Source organism: Paraburkholderia sp. BR10937 (assembly GCF_040965695.1).
In the GTDB taxonomy this organism is placed as follows: domain Bacteria; phylum Pseudomonadota; class Gammaproteobacteria; order Burkholderiales; family Burkholderiaceae; genus Paraburkholderia.
Genome location: NZ_JBFRCL010000023.1, coordinates 113808 through 132729, shown reverse-complemented (window position 1 = coordinate 132729; position 18922 = coordinate 113808). Strand labels below are relative to the sequence as shown.

General features: G+C 62.8%; 14 protein-coding genes. 10 read left to right on the top strand and 4 right to left on the bottom strand.

Annotated elements, in window-relative coordinates; genetic code table 11:
• Positions 1-389 precede the first annotated feature (389 nt).
• A complete protein-coding gene (locus AB4Y44_RS20390) occupies positions 390-665 on the bottom strand; it encodes a hypothetical protein (protein ID WP_368700712.1) in 276 nt (91 codons plus the stop codon).
• 165 nt (positions 666-830) lie between these two features.
• On the opposite strand from AB4Y44_RS20390, the gene AB4Y44_RS20385 reads away from it, so the two are divergent.
• The 9 genes from AB4Y44_RS20385 (at position 831) to AB4Y44_RS20345 (ending at position 13326) form a co-directional block, all read left to right on the top strand.
• Entirely contained in the window at positions 831-956 is a 126-nt protein-coding gene (locus tag AB4Y44_RS20385) for a hypothetical protein (RefSeq protein ID WP_368700711.1), read from the top strand.
• A 764-nt stretch (positions 957-1720) separates the two neighbouring features.
• A complete protein-coding gene (locus AB4Y44_RS20380; protein WP_368700710.1) occupies positions 1721-3424 on the top strand; it encodes a DUF1302 domain-containing protein in 1704 nt (567 codons plus the stop codon).
• Between the two features lie 119 nt (positions 3425-3543).
• Positions 3544-4434, top strand: coding sequence for a pirin family protein (locus AB4Y44_RS20375; RefSeq protein WP_368700709.1), 891 nt, complete (start codon positions 3544-3546; stop codon positions 4432-4434).
• A 34-nt stretch (positions 4435-4468) separates the two neighbouring features.
• Complete coding sequence (locus AB4Y44_RS20370) at positions 4469-5545, top strand: mandelate racemase/muconate lactonizing enzyme family protein (protein ID WP_368700708.1); 1077 nt, start codon at positions 4469-4471, stop codon at positions 5543-5545.
• 52 nt (positions 5546-5597) lie between these two features.
• Positions 5598-7196 carry a fatty acid--CoA ligase gene (locus tag AB4Y44_RS20365; RefSeq protein WP_368700707.1) on the top strand — a complete coding sequence of 533 codons (1599 nt, stop codon included), beginning with the start codon at positions 5598-5600 and terminating at the stop codon, positions 7194-7196.
• Between the two features lie 79 nt (positions 7197-7275).
• A complete protein-coding gene (locus tag AB4Y44_RS20360; protein WP_368700706.1) occupies positions 7276-8163 on the top strand; it encodes a VOC family protein in 888 nt (295 codons plus the stop codon).
• Between the two features lie 222 nt (positions 8164-8385).
• Positions 8386-9744, top strand: coding sequence for a DUF1329 domain-containing protein (locus AB4Y44_RS20355; protein WP_368700705.1), 1359 nt, complete (start codon positions 8386-8388; stop codon positions 9742-9744).
• Between the two features lie 299 nt (positions 9745-10043).
• On the top strand, positions 10044-10865 hold the full coding sequence (locus AB4Y44_RS20350; RefSeq protein WP_368700704.1) for a YCF48-related protein: 822 nt from the start codon (positions 10044-10046) through the stop codon (positions 10863-10865).
• A gap of 10 nt (positions 10866-10875) precedes the next feature.
• A complete protein-coding gene (locus tag AB4Y44_RS20345; protein ID WP_368700703.1) occupies positions 10876-13326 on the top strand; it encodes an RND family transporter in 2451 nt (816 codons plus the stop codon).
• A 227-nt stretch (positions 13327-13553) separates the two neighbouring features.
• On the opposite strand, the gene AB4Y44_RS20340 is transcribed toward AB4Y44_RS20345, so the two are convergent.
• From AB4Y44_RS20340 to AB4Y44_RS20330, 3 genes are read right to left on the bottom strand one after another with little or no spacing between them, the layout of a single operon-like run.
• A complete protein-coding gene (locus tag AB4Y44_RS20340; RefSeq protein WP_368700702.1) occupies positions 13554-14699 on the bottom strand; it encodes an acyl-CoA dehydrogenase family protein in 1146 nt (381 codons plus the stop codon).
• 55 nt (positions 14700-14754) lie between these two features.
• The gene (locus tag AB4Y44_RS20335; RefSeq protein WP_368700701.1) at positions 14755-15987 is read right to left on the bottom strand and encodes an acyl-CoA dehydrogenase family protein; all 1233 of its coding nucleotides are present in this window, start codon (positions 15985-15987) and stop codon (positions 14755-14757) included.
• Positions 15988-16031: 44 nt separating this feature from the next.
• Positions 16032-16781 carry an SDR family NAD(P)-dependent oxidoreductase gene (locus AB4Y44_RS20330; RefSeq protein WP_368700700.1) on the bottom strand — a complete coding sequence of 250 codons (750 nt, stop codon included), beginning with the start codon at positions 16779-16781 and terminating at the stop codon, positions 16032-16034.
• A 321-nt stretch (positions 16782-17102) separates the two neighbouring features.
• Between AB4Y44_RS20330 and AB4Y44_RS20325 the strand changes: the two genes are divergently transcribed.
• Entirely contained in the window at positions 17103-18917 is a 1815-nt protein-coding gene (locus AB4Y44_RS20325) for a flavin-containing monooxygenase (RefSeq protein ID WP_368700699.1), read from the top strand.
• The last annotated feature ends 5 nt before the right edge of the window (positions 18918-18922 follow it).

Here is an 18922-nt window from a genome sequence, read left to right as displayed (position 1 = left end):
GAGGCTCGGTGCTAAAAACCCCCTCCAGATAGATATAAAGGACTACAAAACAACCACACCCAGAACCAACCTCAACCCCGACATCTGTATTTAGCCGGGACCCCGACATCTGAAAATGGCTTTGACATGATTTGTATTCCTATGTTTATGGTTCGAAGCGGCGATGACGTCGTGAGGCGATCTGGCCTCAAGGCCGATTACGCTTGTGAAAGCAGTGGTCGTGAGTGTCAAGATTTCGAGCGCTGTTGGCGAAGAAAGGGCTGGATCAACGTTTTTTAAGCGGTCATGTGTCAAAGCGACAGGAATTGCCTGTCTTTGCTGTCATTACGGGGTGTGGGAGGCAGATTTCGCGGCTCAAAACGACAAGAGTTGGTTGGAAAACAGCGACATTAATTGGTGAAATCCACAGCCGCCGGCGGCGACAATTTACTGTGAATTTCGCGTCTGAGCTTTGGTACATTGTTCTTAACTTTTTTGTTGCCAAGCGGGACGTCGGCAATGCTGCAAGAAAAGCGACTCGCGACGTGTGTCAGAATAGGCAACGATGCGCGGCTGCCGTAGCGCCATTTGAAGACGCTGAAGTGACGAATGCCGAGGTAGTGAATTAGGTGGGTGATACGTCCGTGAAATAGTGTTTTTGCAGCATGCTGTATAAATTCGCCCATCGAAGCGCCTTGTGCGAACGATCCGGGATGTTGATGGATGTCAGACGTAGTGCTAGTAGTCGACTTGATATCAGCCTGCAAAAGCCGCGAGGGGAATGTGTTGTCTGTCGTTGAAGTTATAAGGATTGCCATGCATATCCACTGGGGAAGATTGGGCAATCAATAGTGAAAATAGATACCAACATCGGCGAGCCCGAGCAGGACTTCGAATTCGAGCGGCACATGAAGCGCGACCGCGCCAAGGCGCTGCGCGCCGAACTCTTTGCGCTCACCGGTGCGGCGGTGCAGTGAAGGCGCGATAACTGCGCCGCGCGAATTTCACAGCAGCGAACTGGATGAGATTCGGGCGGGGTATCGCGCGAAGTGCAACTTCATCATCGGAAATTGTCGCGAGTTTGCGTGATGCAGGCGACTCGATGAACGATTAACGCAAATGGATTTTCTGCTTGCGTTTGGGTGACGTGTTGTCGCCCGTCGGCTGGGATTTTCTCTATATCATCACATGCTGGCACCGGCATCCCGCGCCATGCGGGTAGATGCGGCCAGTAGCCGGGCGCACGCCGCTGTCCAATGCACGCGCGAATTCGTCTGTTCCGACGATGACTGCACGATTCCACGTTTCATAATCGTACCCATTCTTCGAAAGCTTCCAGGGGCCGCCATCGGCAGACGATGTTTTGCTCCGGCGTCAAAGGCGCCTGTGTATTTCGAGATACCGCTCAGTCGAGAGGGACACAGCGACGGAGCACTGCAAACAACGCGGAATCATAGGCGGGAGATAGCGATGAGGCGAGTCGTGTTCGCGATCGGATTAATGACAGCGCTAGCAATTGCGGTGTTTATATCAACGCGTAATGTCGATGAATTTCCCGACAAACGCCCGATATATGTCTCATGCGCAAGCTATGACGGGGTCTGTGTGCCACTAGGCGTTCCTTCTGGAATGTCGATTCGACTTTTCCCGTAGGTCCACGGCTTTTTCCGTATGAGCTCCATGTGCATCGCGGGGGCGCGCGACGATATTTAAAATTCAAAAGAGAAGTGAGGAGATTGAGATGAGACAGATGAAAAGGAAAAGCGCGAGTTGCAGGCGAATCGGTGTACGCGCGATGGCCTGCGGTGGATTGATGCTTGCCGGACCTATGTCGGTGTACGCGTTCCAGTTCAATTTGGGTGACGACATTGCGGGCCGTTGGGATAATACGATTCAGTATATCGGCGGTATGCGGGTAAGCGGCATCGATTCTGGAATTGGCAACAATCCGGTTTTCGACGAATCCGATTATAAATTCGATCGCGCCGGCAAGATCGTGACCAACCGCATTTCCGATCTTACCGAGTTGACGGTCTCCTACCGTCAAAATTACGGATTTCGTGTCAGCGCGTCGCTTTTCAAGGACTTTGCCTATAGCGGCTCCGTCAATTCCAATCCGGGTTTCGCGGCGCCCGGAGTGCCGTACTCGGCGCTCGGCTCATACCCGGGGAATCGATATTCATCCTATACACGCAGCTACTATGTGAACGGCGCGCAGTTGCTCGACGCGTTTGCGTATGGAAACTTCGATGTGGGTGGGCACTCGACATCGGTCAAGCTCGGGCGTCTGGCTGCGATCTGGGGCACGGCATTTTTCTTCGGCGACCAGAGCATCAGCTATGCCCAGAATCCTGTGGACGGAATCAAGGGTTCCGCAGCGCCGGGATCGACGCTCAAAGAGTTGGCCTTGCCACGTTCGCAACTCTACGTCCAGACCGACATCACGCCGGAACTCTCGCTGGCCGCCCAGTATTTCTTCGAGTTCGAGCACAATCTGTTGCCCGAAGGCGGGACCTATCTCGGGCTCTCCGATTTCCTCTTCAACGGGCCGACGCAACTGCTCGGCGCGATCCCGCGCGGCAATGACTTCAAGCCCAAGGACATGCATAACAACTTCGGCGTTCGGGCTACGTGGAGTCCGGATTTCATGGCAGGCGGCAATCTCAGCTTCTATTATCGCCGGCTCGACGAAGCTCAGCCCTGGGTGCTGTTCGGCCGCGATCCTGCGACTGGCGCGACCAATTACCATCTTTCGTATAACCAGAACGCCCAGTTGTACGGCGTCAGCGCGGAGGCCGGCGTCGGCAATCTCAGCACCGGTTTCGAGTTGTCGTACCGGCATAACACAGCGCTCAACTCGATCGCGGGCCCGTTGCCTTCCGACCCGTCGGGAAGAATAGGCGCGAGGGGCGATACGATCAACTTCGTGGCCAATGCGCTCGCACCGTTGAAAAAGACGCCGCTCTACGAGTCGGCAACGCTGATTGCGGAAGTGGCATTCACTCAGCGCGTGGGTGCGATCCAGAATGCCGGCCTCTACAACGGCACTGGCAACCGGATGGCGTGCCCGACAGGCAGCAAATGGGATGGTTGCGCGACGGACAGCTCAGTCGTCGCTGCGCTGCAATTCGATCCGAAATGGCTGCAAGTCTTTCCCGGCGTCGACCTCGACATGCCGATGTTCGTGATGTACGGGATCTACGGCAACACGCCTTCGTTGGCCACGACGATAGCGAATCAAGGTTCGCTGATCTATACGGTCGGACTGCACGCGCTCATCCACAACCGGTACAACGTGACGCTGCAGTACAACGGCTACCACAGTCATACCAGCGGATCGACCTCATTCGCGCCTGGCGGCCCGGCCTATTACGCGGGCGGCAACGGACCGTTCATGTGGAATGACAAACCGTGGATCTCGCTCACGTTTCAAACGACTTTTTAAAGCTCTCCGGTGCCGCGATTGTAATCGGACGTGTGCGCTGTGACTGGCTCATAGCGTCGAATAATGGATGAATGTCATCCAGCTGCCCTCACTAGTCTCGGCCACGGGTGCTCAATAAGATGGATCCGTGCATGAACCTAAAGTCGAAGGAGCCACGGATGAGCCATCCCACTGCAGTTGCCGATGTAATCGCTACCCGCCGCATCGAGTACCTGACCCGGGGCCGTCAACACGGGCCGGTCACGCGTTTGATGAGCCCTTCGGATTTGGGCGCCGTGCTGAAGCCGTTCGTTTTCCTCGATCTGGTCGATACGGACGGTATCTCGGCGCAGGGCTTCGGCCTGCATCCGCATTCCGGCATCGCGACGCTCACATGGATGATGGAGGGCAGCGTCGGTTACGAAGACACGATGGGCCGCAAGGGACAGATTTCGCGCGGCGGCCTCGAGTGGATGCGCGCGGGAACCGGCGCGTGGCACGGCGGCGATTTTGGCGATGGCGGCCCGGTTCGCGGATTCCAGCTCTGGATCGCGCTTCCTCGCGAAGCAGAGCTCGGCGAGGCCGAAAGCCTCTATCTGCAGGGCGACGCCATTGAGCGCGAGGGTCCCGCAGCGGTGCTGCTGGGGCGTTACGGTTCGGCGAAGAGCGCGATCGCGGCTCCGGCGCCCATCACCTATCTGGCGGTCACGCTCAAGGCCGGCGAACGCTGGCGCTTCCAGCCGCCGAAAGGGCAGACCGTCGGATGGTTGGCGATCGGCCGTGGCGAGCTTGCCGCTCCCGACGCGCTGCATGCCGGGGAGCTCGTGATTTTCGACGAGTCGGACGGCGCCATCGAATTGCTGGCCGAGACCGACGCGGAGTTCGTCATCGGCTCGGCGGTGAAGCACCCGCATGATCTGGTGCTCGGTTACTACTCGGTGCATACGAGCGCGGCCGCGTTGCAGACAGGCGAGGCGCGCATTCAGGAGATAGCGGTGCAGTTGCGTAACGAAGGAAGACTGGGCCGCTAATTGGCGCGTGCGTTGTCCGTATCAGGGGATTTTGGTGAAGATTACGCAAGTCGACGTGGTATCCACAGTTGTCCCGCAGCGTTTCGGACATCACGAGGGGCGCTTGCCGGTGGTCGTCGCGCGCATCAGAACCGATGCGGGCATAGACGGCATCGGGCACACGTTCAGCCTGAATGCCGAGTTTCAGCGCTCGCTCTCGGCCATGGTGCGCGATCTTGGAGACCTGATCGTCGGCAAGGATCCGAGACAGATCGAGCAGGTGTTCGCACGGATGATCTACCCGGCGAACTTCATGGGTCCGGGCGGCTTGCTGAACATCGCGGCATCGGCGCTCGATATTGCCTTGTGGGATCTGTGGGGCAAGGAAACGGGCCAGCCGCTGTGGCGTCTGCTAGGCGGCCATTCCAACCGGGTGCGGACCTATCAGAGCAACGCCGCGCTGAGCAGCCGGCCCGACGTGCTGCAGCGCCAGGCTGCGGATCTCGTCGCGCAGGGCCATCGTGCCGTCAAAATGCGGCCGCATACGGAGCGCGACGCTCGCGTGACCGATGTGGTGGCGCGCGTGCGCGCCATCCGTGAAGCAATAGGCTACGACGTCGACCTGATGTACGACGTCAATCAGACCTGGTCGCCGTCTCGTGCGATCCGCGTCGGGCGCGCGCTCGAGGAGTTCGAGCTGTTCTGGCTCGAAGATCCCACGGCGATGCACGATATCGAAGGCCAGGCGGCCATCGCCCAGGCGCTCGACGTGCCGATCTGCGCGGGCGAGTACCACTACGATCCGGTCTCCCTGCTGCGCCTGCTGAAGGCTCGCGCGGTGGACTACCTGATGATCGACATGTGCCGCATGGGCGGCATCACCCAGTTCCGCAAGGCTGCGGCGTTGGCAGAATCGTTCGGCGTTCCGGTCGCGAGCCACCTCATTCCCGAAGTCTTTGCTCACTGCATCGCCGCCGTGCCTAACGGGCTCATCGCTGAATGGATGGACTGGTCATCGATTCTTTTCGATGGCTTGCCCGTTCTCGAGGACGGTGCGCTGCATCTGAGTGAGCGTCCGGGGCATGGCCTCACGTTGCTCGACGACGTGGTGCACAAGTATCGCGTGATTTGACGGAGCCGGCAGCCATGACCGTGCGCGAATCCATAGCTTTCCGGAGGCCGATTTGAACGCAATTGCGAGTCCGACGTATCTCGACTCGATGACGACGCTAGCCGAGATTGCGCGGTTGCACGCGCAGCATCGGCCGCACGATGTGGCGTTGTCGTTCGATGTGCGCGAAACGACATACGGACAATTCGATGCGCGCACCAATCAGGTGGCGAACGCACTGATCGGCGCGGGCGTGGCTCCTGGCCAACGCGTCGCCTACCTGGGCAAGAACTGCGACCGCTACTTCGAGGTCCTGTTCGGCGCGGCGAAAGCCGGCGCCGTCACGACGCCGGTTGGCTGGCGCCTGGCACCCGCCGAGGCGGTACTCATTCTGGAGGACTGCGATGCGAGCGTAATATTCGTGGGCCCGGACGTCGCCGACCAGGCCAACGCGGTGCTCGAGCGCATTGCCGGGCGTCCGCTCGTGATCGCCATCGACGACGTGCCGGTCAATGGCGCGACGCGCTTCGATAGCTGGCTGTCCGGCGTGAGTGTGGAAAGTCCCGGCGTCGCGGTCGCACCATCGGACGTCGTGCTGCAGTTGTACACGTCGGGCACGACCGGCCGGCCCAAGGGCGTGATGCTCACGCACGACAATTTGCTGTCGAAGCAGCGCTACGCGGCCCGCGCCGAAATGGGCTGGTACCAATGGAGCGCCGACGACGTGAGTCTGGTGGCGATGCCCGTCGGGCACGCGGCCGGCAGCCTGTGGGGCATGCTCGGGCTGCTGTTCGGCGCGAAGGGCATTGTCGTGCGGGAGTTCGATCCGCTCAAGGTGCTGGACTTCGTCGAACGCGAGCGGATCTCGAAGATGTTCATGGTGCCTTCGGCGCTGCAGATCGTCGTGCGTCAGCCGCGTAGCCGCGAGGTCGACTACCGCAGGCTGAAGTGCATCGTTTATGGCGCGTCGCCGATGCCGGTGGATTTGCTGCGCGAATGCATGGACGTGTTCGGTTGCGGGTTTTGTCAGCAGTACGGCATGACGGAAACGAGCGGCGTGATCGTCTATCTTCCGCCGGCCGATCACCAGCCGGGAAGCAAGCGGCTGCGCGCGGCGGGGATTCCGATGCCTGGCGTCGAAATCAGGATCGTCGACGAGACCGGTGCGGCGCAGCCGCCGAACGCGGTCGGCGAGGTCATGGTCCGTTCGAGCAGCAACATGGCCGGCTACTGGCGCATGCCTGAGGCGACGCAGGCGACGATCGACAGCGAGGGCTGGCTGCGAACCGGCGATGCCGGCTATCTCGACGAGGATGGCTATCTCTACATCCATGACCGCGTCAAGGACATGATCATCTCGGGTGCAGAAAACATCTATCCGACCGAGGTGGAGAACGCGATCTATGGGCATCCGGGCGTTGCGGAAGTCGCAGTGATCGGCGTGCCGGATCCGAAGTGGGGCGAGGCGGTCAAGGCGGTGGTCGTGCTCAAGCCGGGGGCGCGTGTGGACGCAGCGGACATCGTCTCGTTCGCGCGCGAACGGATTGCCGCTTACAAGCTGCCGAAGAGCATCGATTTCGTCGAGTCGCTCCCGCGCAACGCGTCGGGCAAGGTCGTTCGCCGCACGCTGCGTGAGCCGTATTGGGCCGGGCTGGAGCGGCAAGTCAATTGATGTCGGCGCCTCGGCGCGAGGGCAAAGAGCGAGTGATATCGGTTCACTCTTGACAGACATAAGCGGTAGAGGAGGCGGGATGAACAAGGTTGGCGTGACCGAGCTAGGCTATATCGGCTTCGAGGTAAGCGATCTGGATGCCTGGCAGGCGTTTGCGACACAGGTGCTCGGCGTGGAGTACGTCGCCGGAACGCACGACGCGAGTATCAGGATGGACTACTGGCACAGGCGCATCGCGCTGCACCGCGGCGCCTCGGACGACTTGCGATACATGGGATTTCGGCTCTCCGGGCCGGAGGACTTCTGGGCGATGCAGGGGCAGCTCAATGCGCTGGGCGTGCGATTCGAAATCGCGTCGGCGGTGGAGGCCGAGGAGCGGCATGTGCTCGAGCTGCTCAGGCTGGAGGACCCCGCGGGCTTGCCGGTCGAACTCTTCCACGGCCCGCAGGTGGACCGCCATGCCCCGTTTCATCCCGCGCGCGCGATGCACGGAAAATTCGTGCTGGGGGCGGGCGGCATGGGGCACATGATCATTCGCGAACGGGGCGTGGCGGCGTCGGAGCGCTTCTATCGCGAGGCGTTGGGCATGCGAGGCAGCATCGAGGCGAGAATGAACATGATGGGATCGCAGATCGCGCCGATGTTCATGCATTGCAACGCGCGCGGCCACTCCGTCGCATTCGGCATTCCGGGCTTCTCGAAACGGGTTCAGCATTTCATGATCGAGGCGGACTCGCTCGACGACGTGGGCCTGACCTATGAGCTGGCCAAGGCGCACAAGGTGCCGATCCTGATGGGGATCGGCCGCCACCAGAACGACAATATGGTGTCGTTCTACATGCAGACACCGTCCGGTTTCTTCTGCGAATACGGCTGGGGCGGCACGCCGGCGCTCGAGCAGTCCGAGTACAACCCGCGTGGCGACAGCTGGGGCCACGAGATGCTGGATCCGTCGCTGCTGGGCTGATTTCCGACCGCTTAGTTCGTATCGTCAGGCGTGGCATATCTTTCGGACTGCAATATATTTTCGTCGCTTCCGACGACGCAAGCACAAGGGCCGGGGAACACAATCGGCTACACATCGAAACGCCATGCTCCACACATCATCATGCGTGCGCTGCGCTTCGGGATGGTTCCGGCGACGCTGTCCGGACGCGATGTATCCATACGGTGAACAGGAGGAGGCAGTATGAACTATCTGGCGATTCTCGCAGTCGTGGGCGCCACGGCAACGATCGGTGCGCAAGCCCTGGCGGCGCCTTCCGCGGCTGATGCCGCGCGTCTTGGCAAGGAGCTCACGCCGTTGGGCGCGGAGCGCGCGGCCAGCAAGGACGGCGCCATACCGGAATGGAGCGGCGGCCTGTGCAAGGCCCCGGCGAGCTACAAGCCGACCAACGCCCAAGGCGGCACCCCTTATGTCGATCCGTTCGCGGACGAGAAGCCGCTGTATTCGATCACTTCGGCGAACCTGGCGCAGTACGCGGGCAAGCTCGACGACGGGCAGAAAGAACTCTTCAAACGCTATCCGAACAGCTACCGCGTCGACGTGTACCCGACCCATCGCACCGCGTGCTTTCCTGACTGGGTCTACGAGAACACGATCAAACGCGTGATGGAGCCCAAGCTCATTGGTGACGGGCCGGGGCTTCAGGATGCGCATGCACAGTTCCCGTTCCCGATTCCGGCGGACGGGCGGGAGGCCGTGTACAACTTCTTCACGCGCTATTTCCCCGTGTATTTCGCCGGCAATTACGCGTGGTGGCTTGTCGATGCGGCAGGCAACAAGACGCTGAGCACGCAGGGGTCCGCGCATTACCGCTTCGACTACTGGGACAATAGCAAGAGCAAGGCCGAGCAGATTTCGGCGGTCTCCAACATTCACATGGGGCCGCCTTCGCAGGCCGGCGAAATGGATATGCGCGTCCAGTGGCGGCGCATGGACGAGCGCGATCCCACTGCATGGTTCTACACGCCGGGCCAGCGGCGCGTGCGGCTGGCGCCGGAGTTCACCTACGACACGGTCGTGTCCGAAAACAGTGGCCTGTTCCTCTGGGATGAACTCAATGGCTTTGACGGCAAGATGGACCGCTTCGATTTCAAGCTGCTCGGCAAGAAGGAGCTGTTCATTCCGTACAACGTCTATCAGTACCTGAACACGCCGGTCGACACGCTGCTGGGCAAGAATCACGTGAATCCGGATGCGGTGCGCTATGAGATGCACCGGGTCTGGGTCGTCGAGGCCACGCTCAAGAACGGCGCGCGCCACGTCGACAGCAAGAAGGTGTTCTACCTCGATGAGGACAGCTGGACCATCGTCGGCTACGAAGGCTATGACCACGCGGGCAAGCTGGTTCGCTACCTGCAGTTCCCGATCTGGCAGGCCTATGATGTGCCGGCCCCGATCAACATCAACGAAATGGCCTACGACTTCGTCAAGCAGTTCTGGGCATTGGGTTCCGTTCCCGTCGACGGAGGCTTTCACAAGAGCGGTCCGCTGCCGGCCAACTACTTCACCGCCGAAGCCATGGCTGGACGAGGGGTGCAATAGTGCTCCCCGGGAAGCTTGAGGCGGGGTGCGTTCACGGCAAGCAGGCTACCCGTGCGCGCACCGCCGTGTGCTGGCTGGCTCTGCTGACGTTCGCGAGCGTGTCTGCGGCTGCCCCGGCCCGCAGTGGCGCAACGTTTCAGGATCCCCTCGATACGCCGGCGCAGGCGACGCGATTGGCGACCGGGACGCAGACGAGCGCAATCGCGGCGGCCGGGACGAGGCTCGTCGCGGTCGGGGTGAGAGGGTTGATCGTGCTCTCGGACGATGCCGGCCGGAGCTGGCGCCAGGTGGAGAGCCCCGTGAGCTCGGACCTCGTTGCCGTGCGCTTCGTCTCGGCGCGGGAGGGCTGGGCGTCAGGTCATGACGGCGTGATCCTGGTCACTGCCGATGGCGGCGAGCACTGGGCGAGGCAGATCGACGGCCGCATTACCGCCGAGCTGCTCCGCGCGCATCTGGGCGCGCTAGCGGCCGCCGGAGAGGCGCACGCCGCCACCTTGCTCAAGGGCGTGAAGCTCAATTATCAGGACGGTCCTGAAGTACCGATGCTCGACCTCTGGTTCGAAGACGCGCAGACCGGCTGGGCGGTCGGCTCGTTCGGCACGATCATCGGCACGCGCGACGGCGGCAAGACCTGGACGTCGTGGGTCGAGAAGGTCGACGACAGCCGGATGCTGCACTTCAACGCCATCGCCGACGTCGGCGGCAATGTCTGGCTGGCTTCCGAGCAGGGCTTGCTGTTCCGGCTGGACAGGGAGCAGGGCCGTTTCGAGCCGGTTTCGACCGGCTACAACGGCAGCTTTTTCGGCGTCGTCGGCACGCGCGCGTACGTCGTCGCCTATGGGATCGGCGGCTCGGCTTTTCGCTCGCGCGACGGCGGCGCGAGTTGGCAACGTCTGTCCACCGGCGTGCAGGGCAGCATCACCAGCGCCTGTGTGCTTGATGATGGCCGGCTGCTACTCGCGACTCAGGATGGCCATCTAATTGCCAGCCGCGACCAGGGCGACACCTTCCGGCAGGTCGCCGTCTCACAGCCGGATCTCTACACCGGCATCGCTCCAGCAGGACGCAACCGTGTCGCGCTAACCGGCGTGGGCGGCGTGCGCATCGTAACCCTCCAGTGAGTCACGCATCATGAAGGTGGATACCGAGAACCGGCTCGACAGCCAAGTTATTCGTAATCCAGATGATTTCGATCGATCGAGCGGCGTATGGATCGAGCGCTTCATCTTCAATAACCGTGTCGCGGTGCTGCTGCTCTCGGTGGCCGCGACGCTGTTCTTCGGCTGGCATGCGCTGCATCTGCGCGTCAACGCGAGCTTCGAGAAGATGATCCCGAGCCGCCATCCCTACGTGCAGAACTACCTGAAGCACAAGGATGCGCTGCGCGGGCTCGGCAACGTCGTGCGTATCGTCGTCGAGCATAAGGACGGCAACATCTTCGACAAGCAATACCTGTTGACGCTGCAAAAGGTCAACGACGCCGTGTACCTGATTCCGGGCGTCGACCGTGCGGCGATGCGTGGTCTGTGGACCACCAGTCTGCGCTGGACCCAGGTGACGGAAGAGGGTTACCGCGGTGGTCCGGTCATGCCCGATTCGTTCGACGGCTCGCCCGGGCAAATGGCGCAGCTCAAGGTCAATATCGCGCGGGCGGGCATCGTTGGCAGCTATGTGGCCGACGACCTGCGCTCGAGCATGATCGTCGTGCCGCTGCTGGATTTCAATCCGGACACGCATGAGCCGCTCGACTACCCGGCGTTCGCGAAAGAGCTCAACGGCAAGCTCGGGGCGCTCGAGAACCCCAATGTGAAGATACACATCGTCGGCTTTGCGGAGATCGTGGGCGAGCTGATCGATGGCCTGAGCCACGTGATGCTGTTCTTCGGGTTGTCCGCGGCAATCGCGGGACTGTTCGTCTACGCGTTCTCGCGCGACTGGCGCAGCACGCTGCTCCTCGTCAGCGTTTCGGCGCTGGCGGTGGTGTGGCTGCTCGGGCTGATGCAACTGCTCGGGTATGTGCTCAATCCCTATTCGATTCTCGTGCCGTTCCTGATCTTCGCCATTGGTCTCTCGCATGGCGCACAGAAGATGAACGGCATCATGCAGGACATCGCGCGCGGCACGCATCGCTACGTGGCGGCGCGCTATACGTTCAGGCGGCTGTTCCTGACCGGCTTTGCGGCGCTGTTGACCAACGTGGTTGGCTTCGCGGTGCTGATGGTGATCGACGTGCCGGTGATTCGCGAGCTCGCGCTCACGACCAGCATTGGCGTCGCGGTGCTGATCTTCACGAAGCTGATTCTGATCCCGGTCTTGCTCTCGTACGTGGGCGTCAGCGAAAAGGCCGCGGCACGCGCGCTGCAGGCCGAGCAGTCGGGCAGCGCGCACGCATGGGTTGCGCACGTATGGGCCGCGCTGCTGCACTTCACGTCGCGGCGCTGGGCGCTCGGGGCGATCGCGGCCGCACTGGTGCTGGGTCTCGGTGCGTTCGAGGTCAGCCAGCAGCTCAAGATTGGCGATCTCGATCCCGGCGCCCCCGAACTGCGCGCGAACTCGCGGTACAACCGTGACAGTGCGTACGTGAATACGCACTATGCGTTGTCCAGCGATCAGTTCGTGCTGATGCTCTCGACACCGGCAGGACATTGCAAGGATTTTCGGACGCTGACCGAGCTCGACCGGCTCGGCGCCTATTTGCGGCAGGTCGGTGGCGTGAAGGCCAGCGCCTCGGCGGCCGATGTCGTGCGCTTGAGCACGTCGGGGCAATTCGAAGGCAATCCGAAGTGGATGACGATTCCGCGCGACACCTCCGTGCTCAATACCGCGCTCGAACAGGCGATGACGGACCGGCCGGAGCTCGCCGATCCGAATTGCGCGGTGTCGCCGCTCATCGCCTACCTGAACGATCACAAGGCGGACACGCTCACGCGCGTCGTCGATGCAGCCGTAGCGTTCGGCCGCCTGCACGACGCGCCGCAGCGCCGCATCGAGCTTGCCGCCGGCTCGGCGGGAATCGAGGCCGCGACGAACATCGTCGTCAAGGACGCGCAGCACCGCATGTTGCTGTTGCTGTACGCAGCGGTCGTGGTGCTGTGCTTCATCGCGTTCCGGAGCTGGCGAGCGGTAGTCGTGGCGCTGGTGCCGCTCCTGATCACCTCGGTGTTGTGCGAAGCCTTGATGGTGCGGTTGGGCATCGGCCTCAAGGTGGCGACGCTTCCGGTGATCGCGCTGGGGGTGGGCGCCGGCATCGACTATGCGCTTTACCTGCTGAGTATCCAGTTGGCGTTCCAGCGCACCGGTGTCCCGCTACGCGACGCCTACATGCGTTCGCTGCGGTTTACCGGGCGCGTGGTCGCGCTGGTCGGGCTGACGATGTCGGCGGGGGTGATCACCTGGGCGTGGTCGCCGATCAAGTTCCAGGCCGACATGGGCATCCTGCTGACCTTCATGTTCCTCTGGAACATGGTTGGCGCGCTCGTGCTCATTCCCGCGCTGTCCCATTTCCTGCTGCGCGGCGTCGGCGCCGCGCGGCGCAGCGCGCAGACCGCAGTGCCCGCGCCGGCAATGCCCGAGAAGTCGTAAGCGCAGGGGCTGCAACAATGTCGCGAGCCGGCGGGTGCGAAGTCCGCTAATCCGCGTATACGGGGTCGTCAATGCCGGTGCTGTCGAAGGACAGCACCGGCATTGTCTCGTTCGGGGATACGGTTCAGGCAGGGTAAGGCGACGTAGCGAGGTGCTTCGTCAGGCTTGGCGGCGCGCTTCCCGATCCATCGCAACGAACCAGGAAGGCGCAGCCCAAGCCGGGCCGCTCAGTGCTGAGACGACTCCAGGAGCGCGTGCCGCGCCAGATGAAAATCCGCACTCCCGAACTCGTTTTCGAGGATGGTTGCGCGCTTGAAGTAGTGCGAGAGCGCCAGCTCGTCCGTCATGCCCATCGCGCCGTGCAGCTGCACGGCGTTCTGCCCGATGAACCTGCAGGCCCGCGCGACCGTCACCTTGGCGGCCGACGCGGCGCGTGCGCGCTCCGGCGCCGCCTCCGCAAGCGACAGCGCGGCCAGATACATCGCCGAAGTCGCCATCTCCAGCTGGAGATACATGTCGACCATGCGATGCTGCAGCGCCTGGAAGCTCGCGAGCGCCTGGCCGAACTGCCGGCGCTGCATCATGTACTCGGCGGTGTCCGCGTGCATGCGCTTGAGCACGCCGACTGCCTCGGCGCAAACGGCGGCGATGGCTTCGTCGCCGACCTGCTCCAGCACCGGCAGCGCTTCGCCTTCCGTGCCGATCAGCGCGTCGGCCGGCAACTGAACGTCGTCGAACGTGATATTGGACGCGCGCCGGCCATCGATGGTGGCGTAATCGATCGTCGTGACGCCCGCGGCGCCCTTATCCACGACGAACAGCGAGAGGCCCGCTGCGTCGCCAGGTGCGCCGGACGTGCGCGCACTCACGATCAGCCTGGAGGCCCATGGCGCGGCCATCACGACGCACTTGCGGCCGTCGAGCCGCCAGGTGCCGCCGGACTCGCGGCGCGCACGCGTGGCGATCCTGGACGGACGATACCCGGCCCCGCTTTCCGTCCAGGCACAGGCGACGATCGACTCGCCCGCCGAGATATCGGCGATCAAGGCCTCCGCCGTTGAGCCGCCGGCGCGCTTGAGCACGCCCAGCGCCATCACGCAGCTCTCGAGGAACGGCTCCACGACGAGCACCGATCCGAGCTCCTCCATGACGATCATCGTCTCGACCGCGCCGCCGCCAAAGCCGCCCAGATGCTCGGGCAACGCGACGGACAACAAGCCGAGATCCGACGCCAGCGCCCGCCACGTCTCGCGGCGCCAGCCAGCATCGGACTCGATCGCGGCACGCCGTGCCTCGAACGTATAGTGATCGCGCAAGAACGCTTGCAACGTTCCGCGCAACAGATTCTGCTCTTCCGTAAAGTCAAAGTTCACGACTGAACTCCTTGCATTCATGAACGGATGCGTTCAACGGCTCCGGCGCGTCGCATCAATGGAGGCCCAGTGCGACCTTGGCCAGGATGTTGCGCTGGATTTCGTTCGAGCCGGCATAGATCGAGCCGGCACGGTCGTTGAGATAGCGCAGCGGCGCGAGCAAGGCAGCTTGCGGTCCGGCATGCGGCCCGTTCGCGTGCCATAGCCTCACCTCGCCGCCGGGACGCGCGGCCCGTGGCTGAAACGTGCGGCCGTACAGACCCGCCGCTTCGAGCCATAGCTCGGTCACGTGCTGGCTCAGCTCGGTGCCGAGAATTTTCATGACGGACGCGTTCGCGCCCGGCGACTCCCCGCCCATCGACATCGCCGACATCGTCCGGAGCTCATACACCTCAAGCATCGAGATGCGGATGCGCGCAGCAGCCAATCTGCCGGCGAAAACGGGATCGCCGGCAAGCGAATCGGTCATTTCGCCGGGCACGGTGCCCGCGAAGTGCCGGACCTCGTCGAGCATCGCATGCAGCTCAGGGGCATAGGCTGTGCCGCCGCGCTCGAACTCGAGCAGATATTTGGCGACGGTCCAGCCAGCGCCGATGGTGCCGACGACGTTCGCTTTCGGCACGCGCACGTTTTCGAAGAACACCTGATTCTGAATGTACTCGCCCGACGACATGACGATCGGCTGCACGCTGATGCCGGGCGTGTCCATTTCGATCAGCACGAAGGTGATGCCGAGCTGGGGCTTCTGTTCGCGCGACGTGCGCACGAGGCAAAAAATCCAGTTCGCGTCCTGGGCATGGGTGACCCAGATCTTGGAGCCATTGCAGATCAGATAGTCGCCGTCTTCGCGCGCGCTCATTTGTAGCGACGCGAGATCCGAGCCCGATTGCGGTTCCGAATAGCCCTGGCACCAGACGTGCTCGCCGCTCAGCATGCGCGGCAGAAAGTACGCTTTCTGCGCGTCCGAGCCGAACTTGATCAGCGCGGGCGCGCACATCTGGATGCCCATCGGCGACAACGGCGGCGCGCCCGCCGCCACCCGCTCGCGCGAGAACAGGTACCGCTGGGGCGCGCTCCAGCCACAGCCGCCATACTCGCGCGGCCATGCGGGCGCGGCCCAGCCTCGCGTGGCGAGGACGCGCTGCCACTGCATCGCGGCGCCGTGATCGGCGTAGACGCTCGTCATCAGGCGACCGGCGGCGCGCAGCTCGTCGGTCAGGTGCGTTGCGAAGAAGGTCCTCACTTCATCGCGGAACGCGAGGTCGGCTTCGCTCCATTTCAGGTCCATTGCCAGTCTCCGAAAACGTTGGGAATTCATGCGCTCCAGCGTGTCTACGACAGCGAGACGCCGCCGTCGACCACGATCTCCGCGCCGGTGATGAACGACGCATCCGGCGAAAGCAGAAAGGCGACGGCCTTGGCGATTTCGCCGGGCTGTCCCATCCGCTTCATCGCGGTCATCGCGGCCACGGCATCGGTCTGCTCCTTCTCGCCGCGCGTTAGCGGCGTGAGGATCGGGCCCGGCGAAACGGCGTTGATGCGCACGCCACGCGTTCCGTACTCGGTCGCAACCGAGCGCGTCAACCCGAGCACGGCATGCTTGCTCGCAGTGTACGAATCGAATCCGCGCAGGCCCAGGTGCGCATAGATGGACGCGGTGTTCACGATGGCGCCCCCGCCCGCGCGCTCAATTGCCGGCAGCTGATATTTGAGGCCGTGAAAGAGACCGTCGATATTAACGCTCATGACCTTGCGCCATTCGCCGGCATCGATCGCTTCGAGCGGCGCGAACCTGCCGCTGATGCCCGCATTGTTGACGGCCAGATGCAGCGCTCCGAACGCATCGACGGCCTTATCGACCGCAGCCCGGCACTGCGCTTCCACCGCAATGTCGGCGGCGAACGCGAGTGCGCTGCCGCCTTCGCCGCGAATCGCGCCGGCGACCGCTTCGGCGTTCGCGCCGTTGAGATCGACGAGCAGAACCTGCGCGCCATTGCGCGCGAGCTCATGCGCGACGGCCTCGCCGATGCCGCTGCCGGCGCCCGTGACGATCGCCGCCTGTCCTTCGAATCTTCCCGTCATGCACGTCTCCTGTGGGGTTGGACCGCCGGCAGCCAAAGGGGCGGCCACGGTATCAAGCGAGACGAATGTTAGGGGGCCACCGGATAGCGGGCATCGTCGCTTGCGACGATTTCAGCCCATTACCGCGGTTCATGGACGAGTGCACTCCGATTCCACCGGCTAGTCAGCGCGTACCGGGATGCCTAGGATTTGCCGCATGGCCGCTTCGATGGGTCGCCGCCAAACGGGCGTTCGAATGCATAAAGCGGCAGCGGATGGAGTACAGGCAACGTTGGACGTCGAGCCGTCGACTCGATGCCCGGAATAACTGGAGGAGGCGCGATGAGCCATGAAACGTTGACGGAGCGCGAGACCGCTCTGCTTGAGAAGTACAAGGAGGAGCGCGCAAAGCGCATCCGCGCCGATGGACTTGCACAGTTTCGGAGGACCGAGGGCGAGTTTGCGCGCTTCCTCGACGATCCGTATACCGATGCGCCGCTCGAGCGCGCCGCGATGGACGATGAAGTCGATGTCGTCATCATTGGCGGAGGCTGGTCGGGCTTGCTGGCAGGCGCGCGCCTTCGGCAAGCGGGCGTGGAGAATTTCCGCATCGTCGAATCGGGCGGCGACTACGGCGGCGTGTGGTACTGGAACCGCTATCCCGGCGCGCGCTGCGATGTCGAATCGTACATCTATTTGCCGCTGCTCGAGGAAACCGGTTTTGTGCCGAGCGAAAAGTATGCGACATCGGACGAGATCCGTGAGTATGCACAGACAGTGGCGAGGCATTTCGACCTGTACCGGCATGCGGTGTTCCAGACCAAAGTGAACGAACTGCGCTGGGACGACGCCGCGAACCGCTGGATCGTCAGCACGAACCGGGGCGACACGCTCAAGGCGCGCTTCGTGTACGTGGGCAACGGGCCACTGAACTATCCGAAGCTGCCCGCGATCCCCGGCATCGAGGATTTCAAGGGTCATTCGTTTCACACCTGCCGCTGGGATTACGCCTATACCGGCGGCGACGCGAACGGCGATCTGGTCAACCTGAAGGACAAGCGCGTCGCGCTGATCGGCACGGGCTGCTCGGCGATCCAGTGCATGCCGGCGCTCGCGGAAGCGGCTCAGGCGCTCTATGTCGTGCAGCGCACGCCCGCGGTGGTCGCGCATCGAGGCAACCAGCCGACCGATCGCGCGTGGGCCGAATCGCTCGAACCCGGTTGGCATCGGGCGCGCATGGCGAACTTCGAATCGGTGCTGGCCGGCACCGTGCGCGACGAGGATCTGGTCGGGGACGAGTGGACCCGTTTCTGGGAGCCGCCGCAAGAGCCTGAGCATGGCGCGGATCCGCACGCGGTGGCTGCGTTGGCGCAGAAGATGGATATCGAGAAGATGGACGGCATCCGCGCGCGCATCGACGCCATCGTTGCGGATCCGGCCACCGCGGAATCGCTGAAGCCTTACTACAACCGCTACTGCAAGCGGCCGACCTTCAACGACGAGTATCTGCCCGCCTTCAACCGGCCGAACGTGAAGCTCATCGACACGAAAGGCGTCGGGCTCACGCGCGTGACCGAAAACGAGATCGTTTTCGAAGACCAATCCTATGAGGTCGACTGCATCATCTACGCGACCGGCTTCGAAGCCGTGACGACGTCCCACAAGACGGGCGGGTTCGAGATCATCGGGCGCGGCGGCCAGACGATCGACGGGAAGTGGGCGAAAGCGGTGCGCTCGCTGCACGGCATTTACACGCACGGGTTCCCGAATCTCTTCTTTGTCGCCGGCTTGCGGCAGGGCGCGCCCACGCTGAACTTCCCGTACATGATGGACGAACAGGCGATTCACGCGGCGGGTGTGGTCAAGCGCATGCTCGACGACCGGGTCACGGTCATGGAGGTCGCGCAGGAGGCCGAGGACCGGTGGTGCGAAATCATCGTCGCGAAGTCGAAAGTCAACCTCGAATACATGCGCCAATGCACGCCCAGCATCCTCAACGCGGAAGGGCATCTGGAAGATCTCGGCAAGCAGACCTTCACGACGGCTTATGGCGGCGGTCCGTTCGAGTACATCGAACTGCTGCGCGAGTGGCGTGACGGTGGGTTCCAAAACGATTTGCATCTGATCCAGGATGCGGATTCGCTCAACGAAATTTGACAGGA

Bases quoted from the DNA above. Each gene is read 5' to 3' on its own strand.
- AB4Y44_RS20335 (WP_368700701.1), bottom strand. From the start codon at position 15,987: ATGGACCTGAAATGGAGCGAAGCCGACCTCGCGTTCCGCGATGAAGTG.
- AB4Y44_RS20360 (WP_368700706.1), top strand. From the start codon at position 7,276: ATGAACAAGGTTGGCGTGACCGAGCTAGGCTATATCGGCTTCGAGGTA.
- AB4Y44_RS20330 (WP_368700700.1), bottom strand. From the start codon at position 16,781: ATGACGGGAAGATTCGAAGGACAGGCGGCGATCGTCACGGGCGCCGGC.
- AB4Y44_RS20345 (WP_368700703.1), top strand. From the start codon at position 10,876: ATGAAGGTGGATACCGAGAACCGGCTCGACAGCCAAGTTATTCGTAAT.
- AB4Y44_RS20390 (WP_368700712.1), bottom strand. From the start codon at position 665: ATGGGCGAATTTATACAGCATGCTGCAAAAACACTATTTCACGGACGT.
- AB4Y44_RS20355 (WP_368700705.1), top strand. From the start codon at position 8,386: ATGAACTATCTGGCGATTCTCGCAGTCGTGGGCGCCACGGCAACGATC.
- AB4Y44_RS20325 (WP_368700699.1), top strand. From the start codon at position 17,103: ATGAGCCATGAAACGTTGACGGAGCGCGAGACCGCTCTGCTTGAGAAG.
- AB4Y44_RS20380 (WP_368700710.1), top strand. From the start codon at position 1,721: ATGAGACAGATGAAAAGGAAAAGCGCGAGTTGCAGGCGAATCGGTGTA.
- AB4Y44_RS20375 (WP_368700709.1), top strand. From the start codon at position 3,544: ATGGATCCGTGCATGAACCTAAAGTCGAAGGAGCCACGGATGAGCCAT.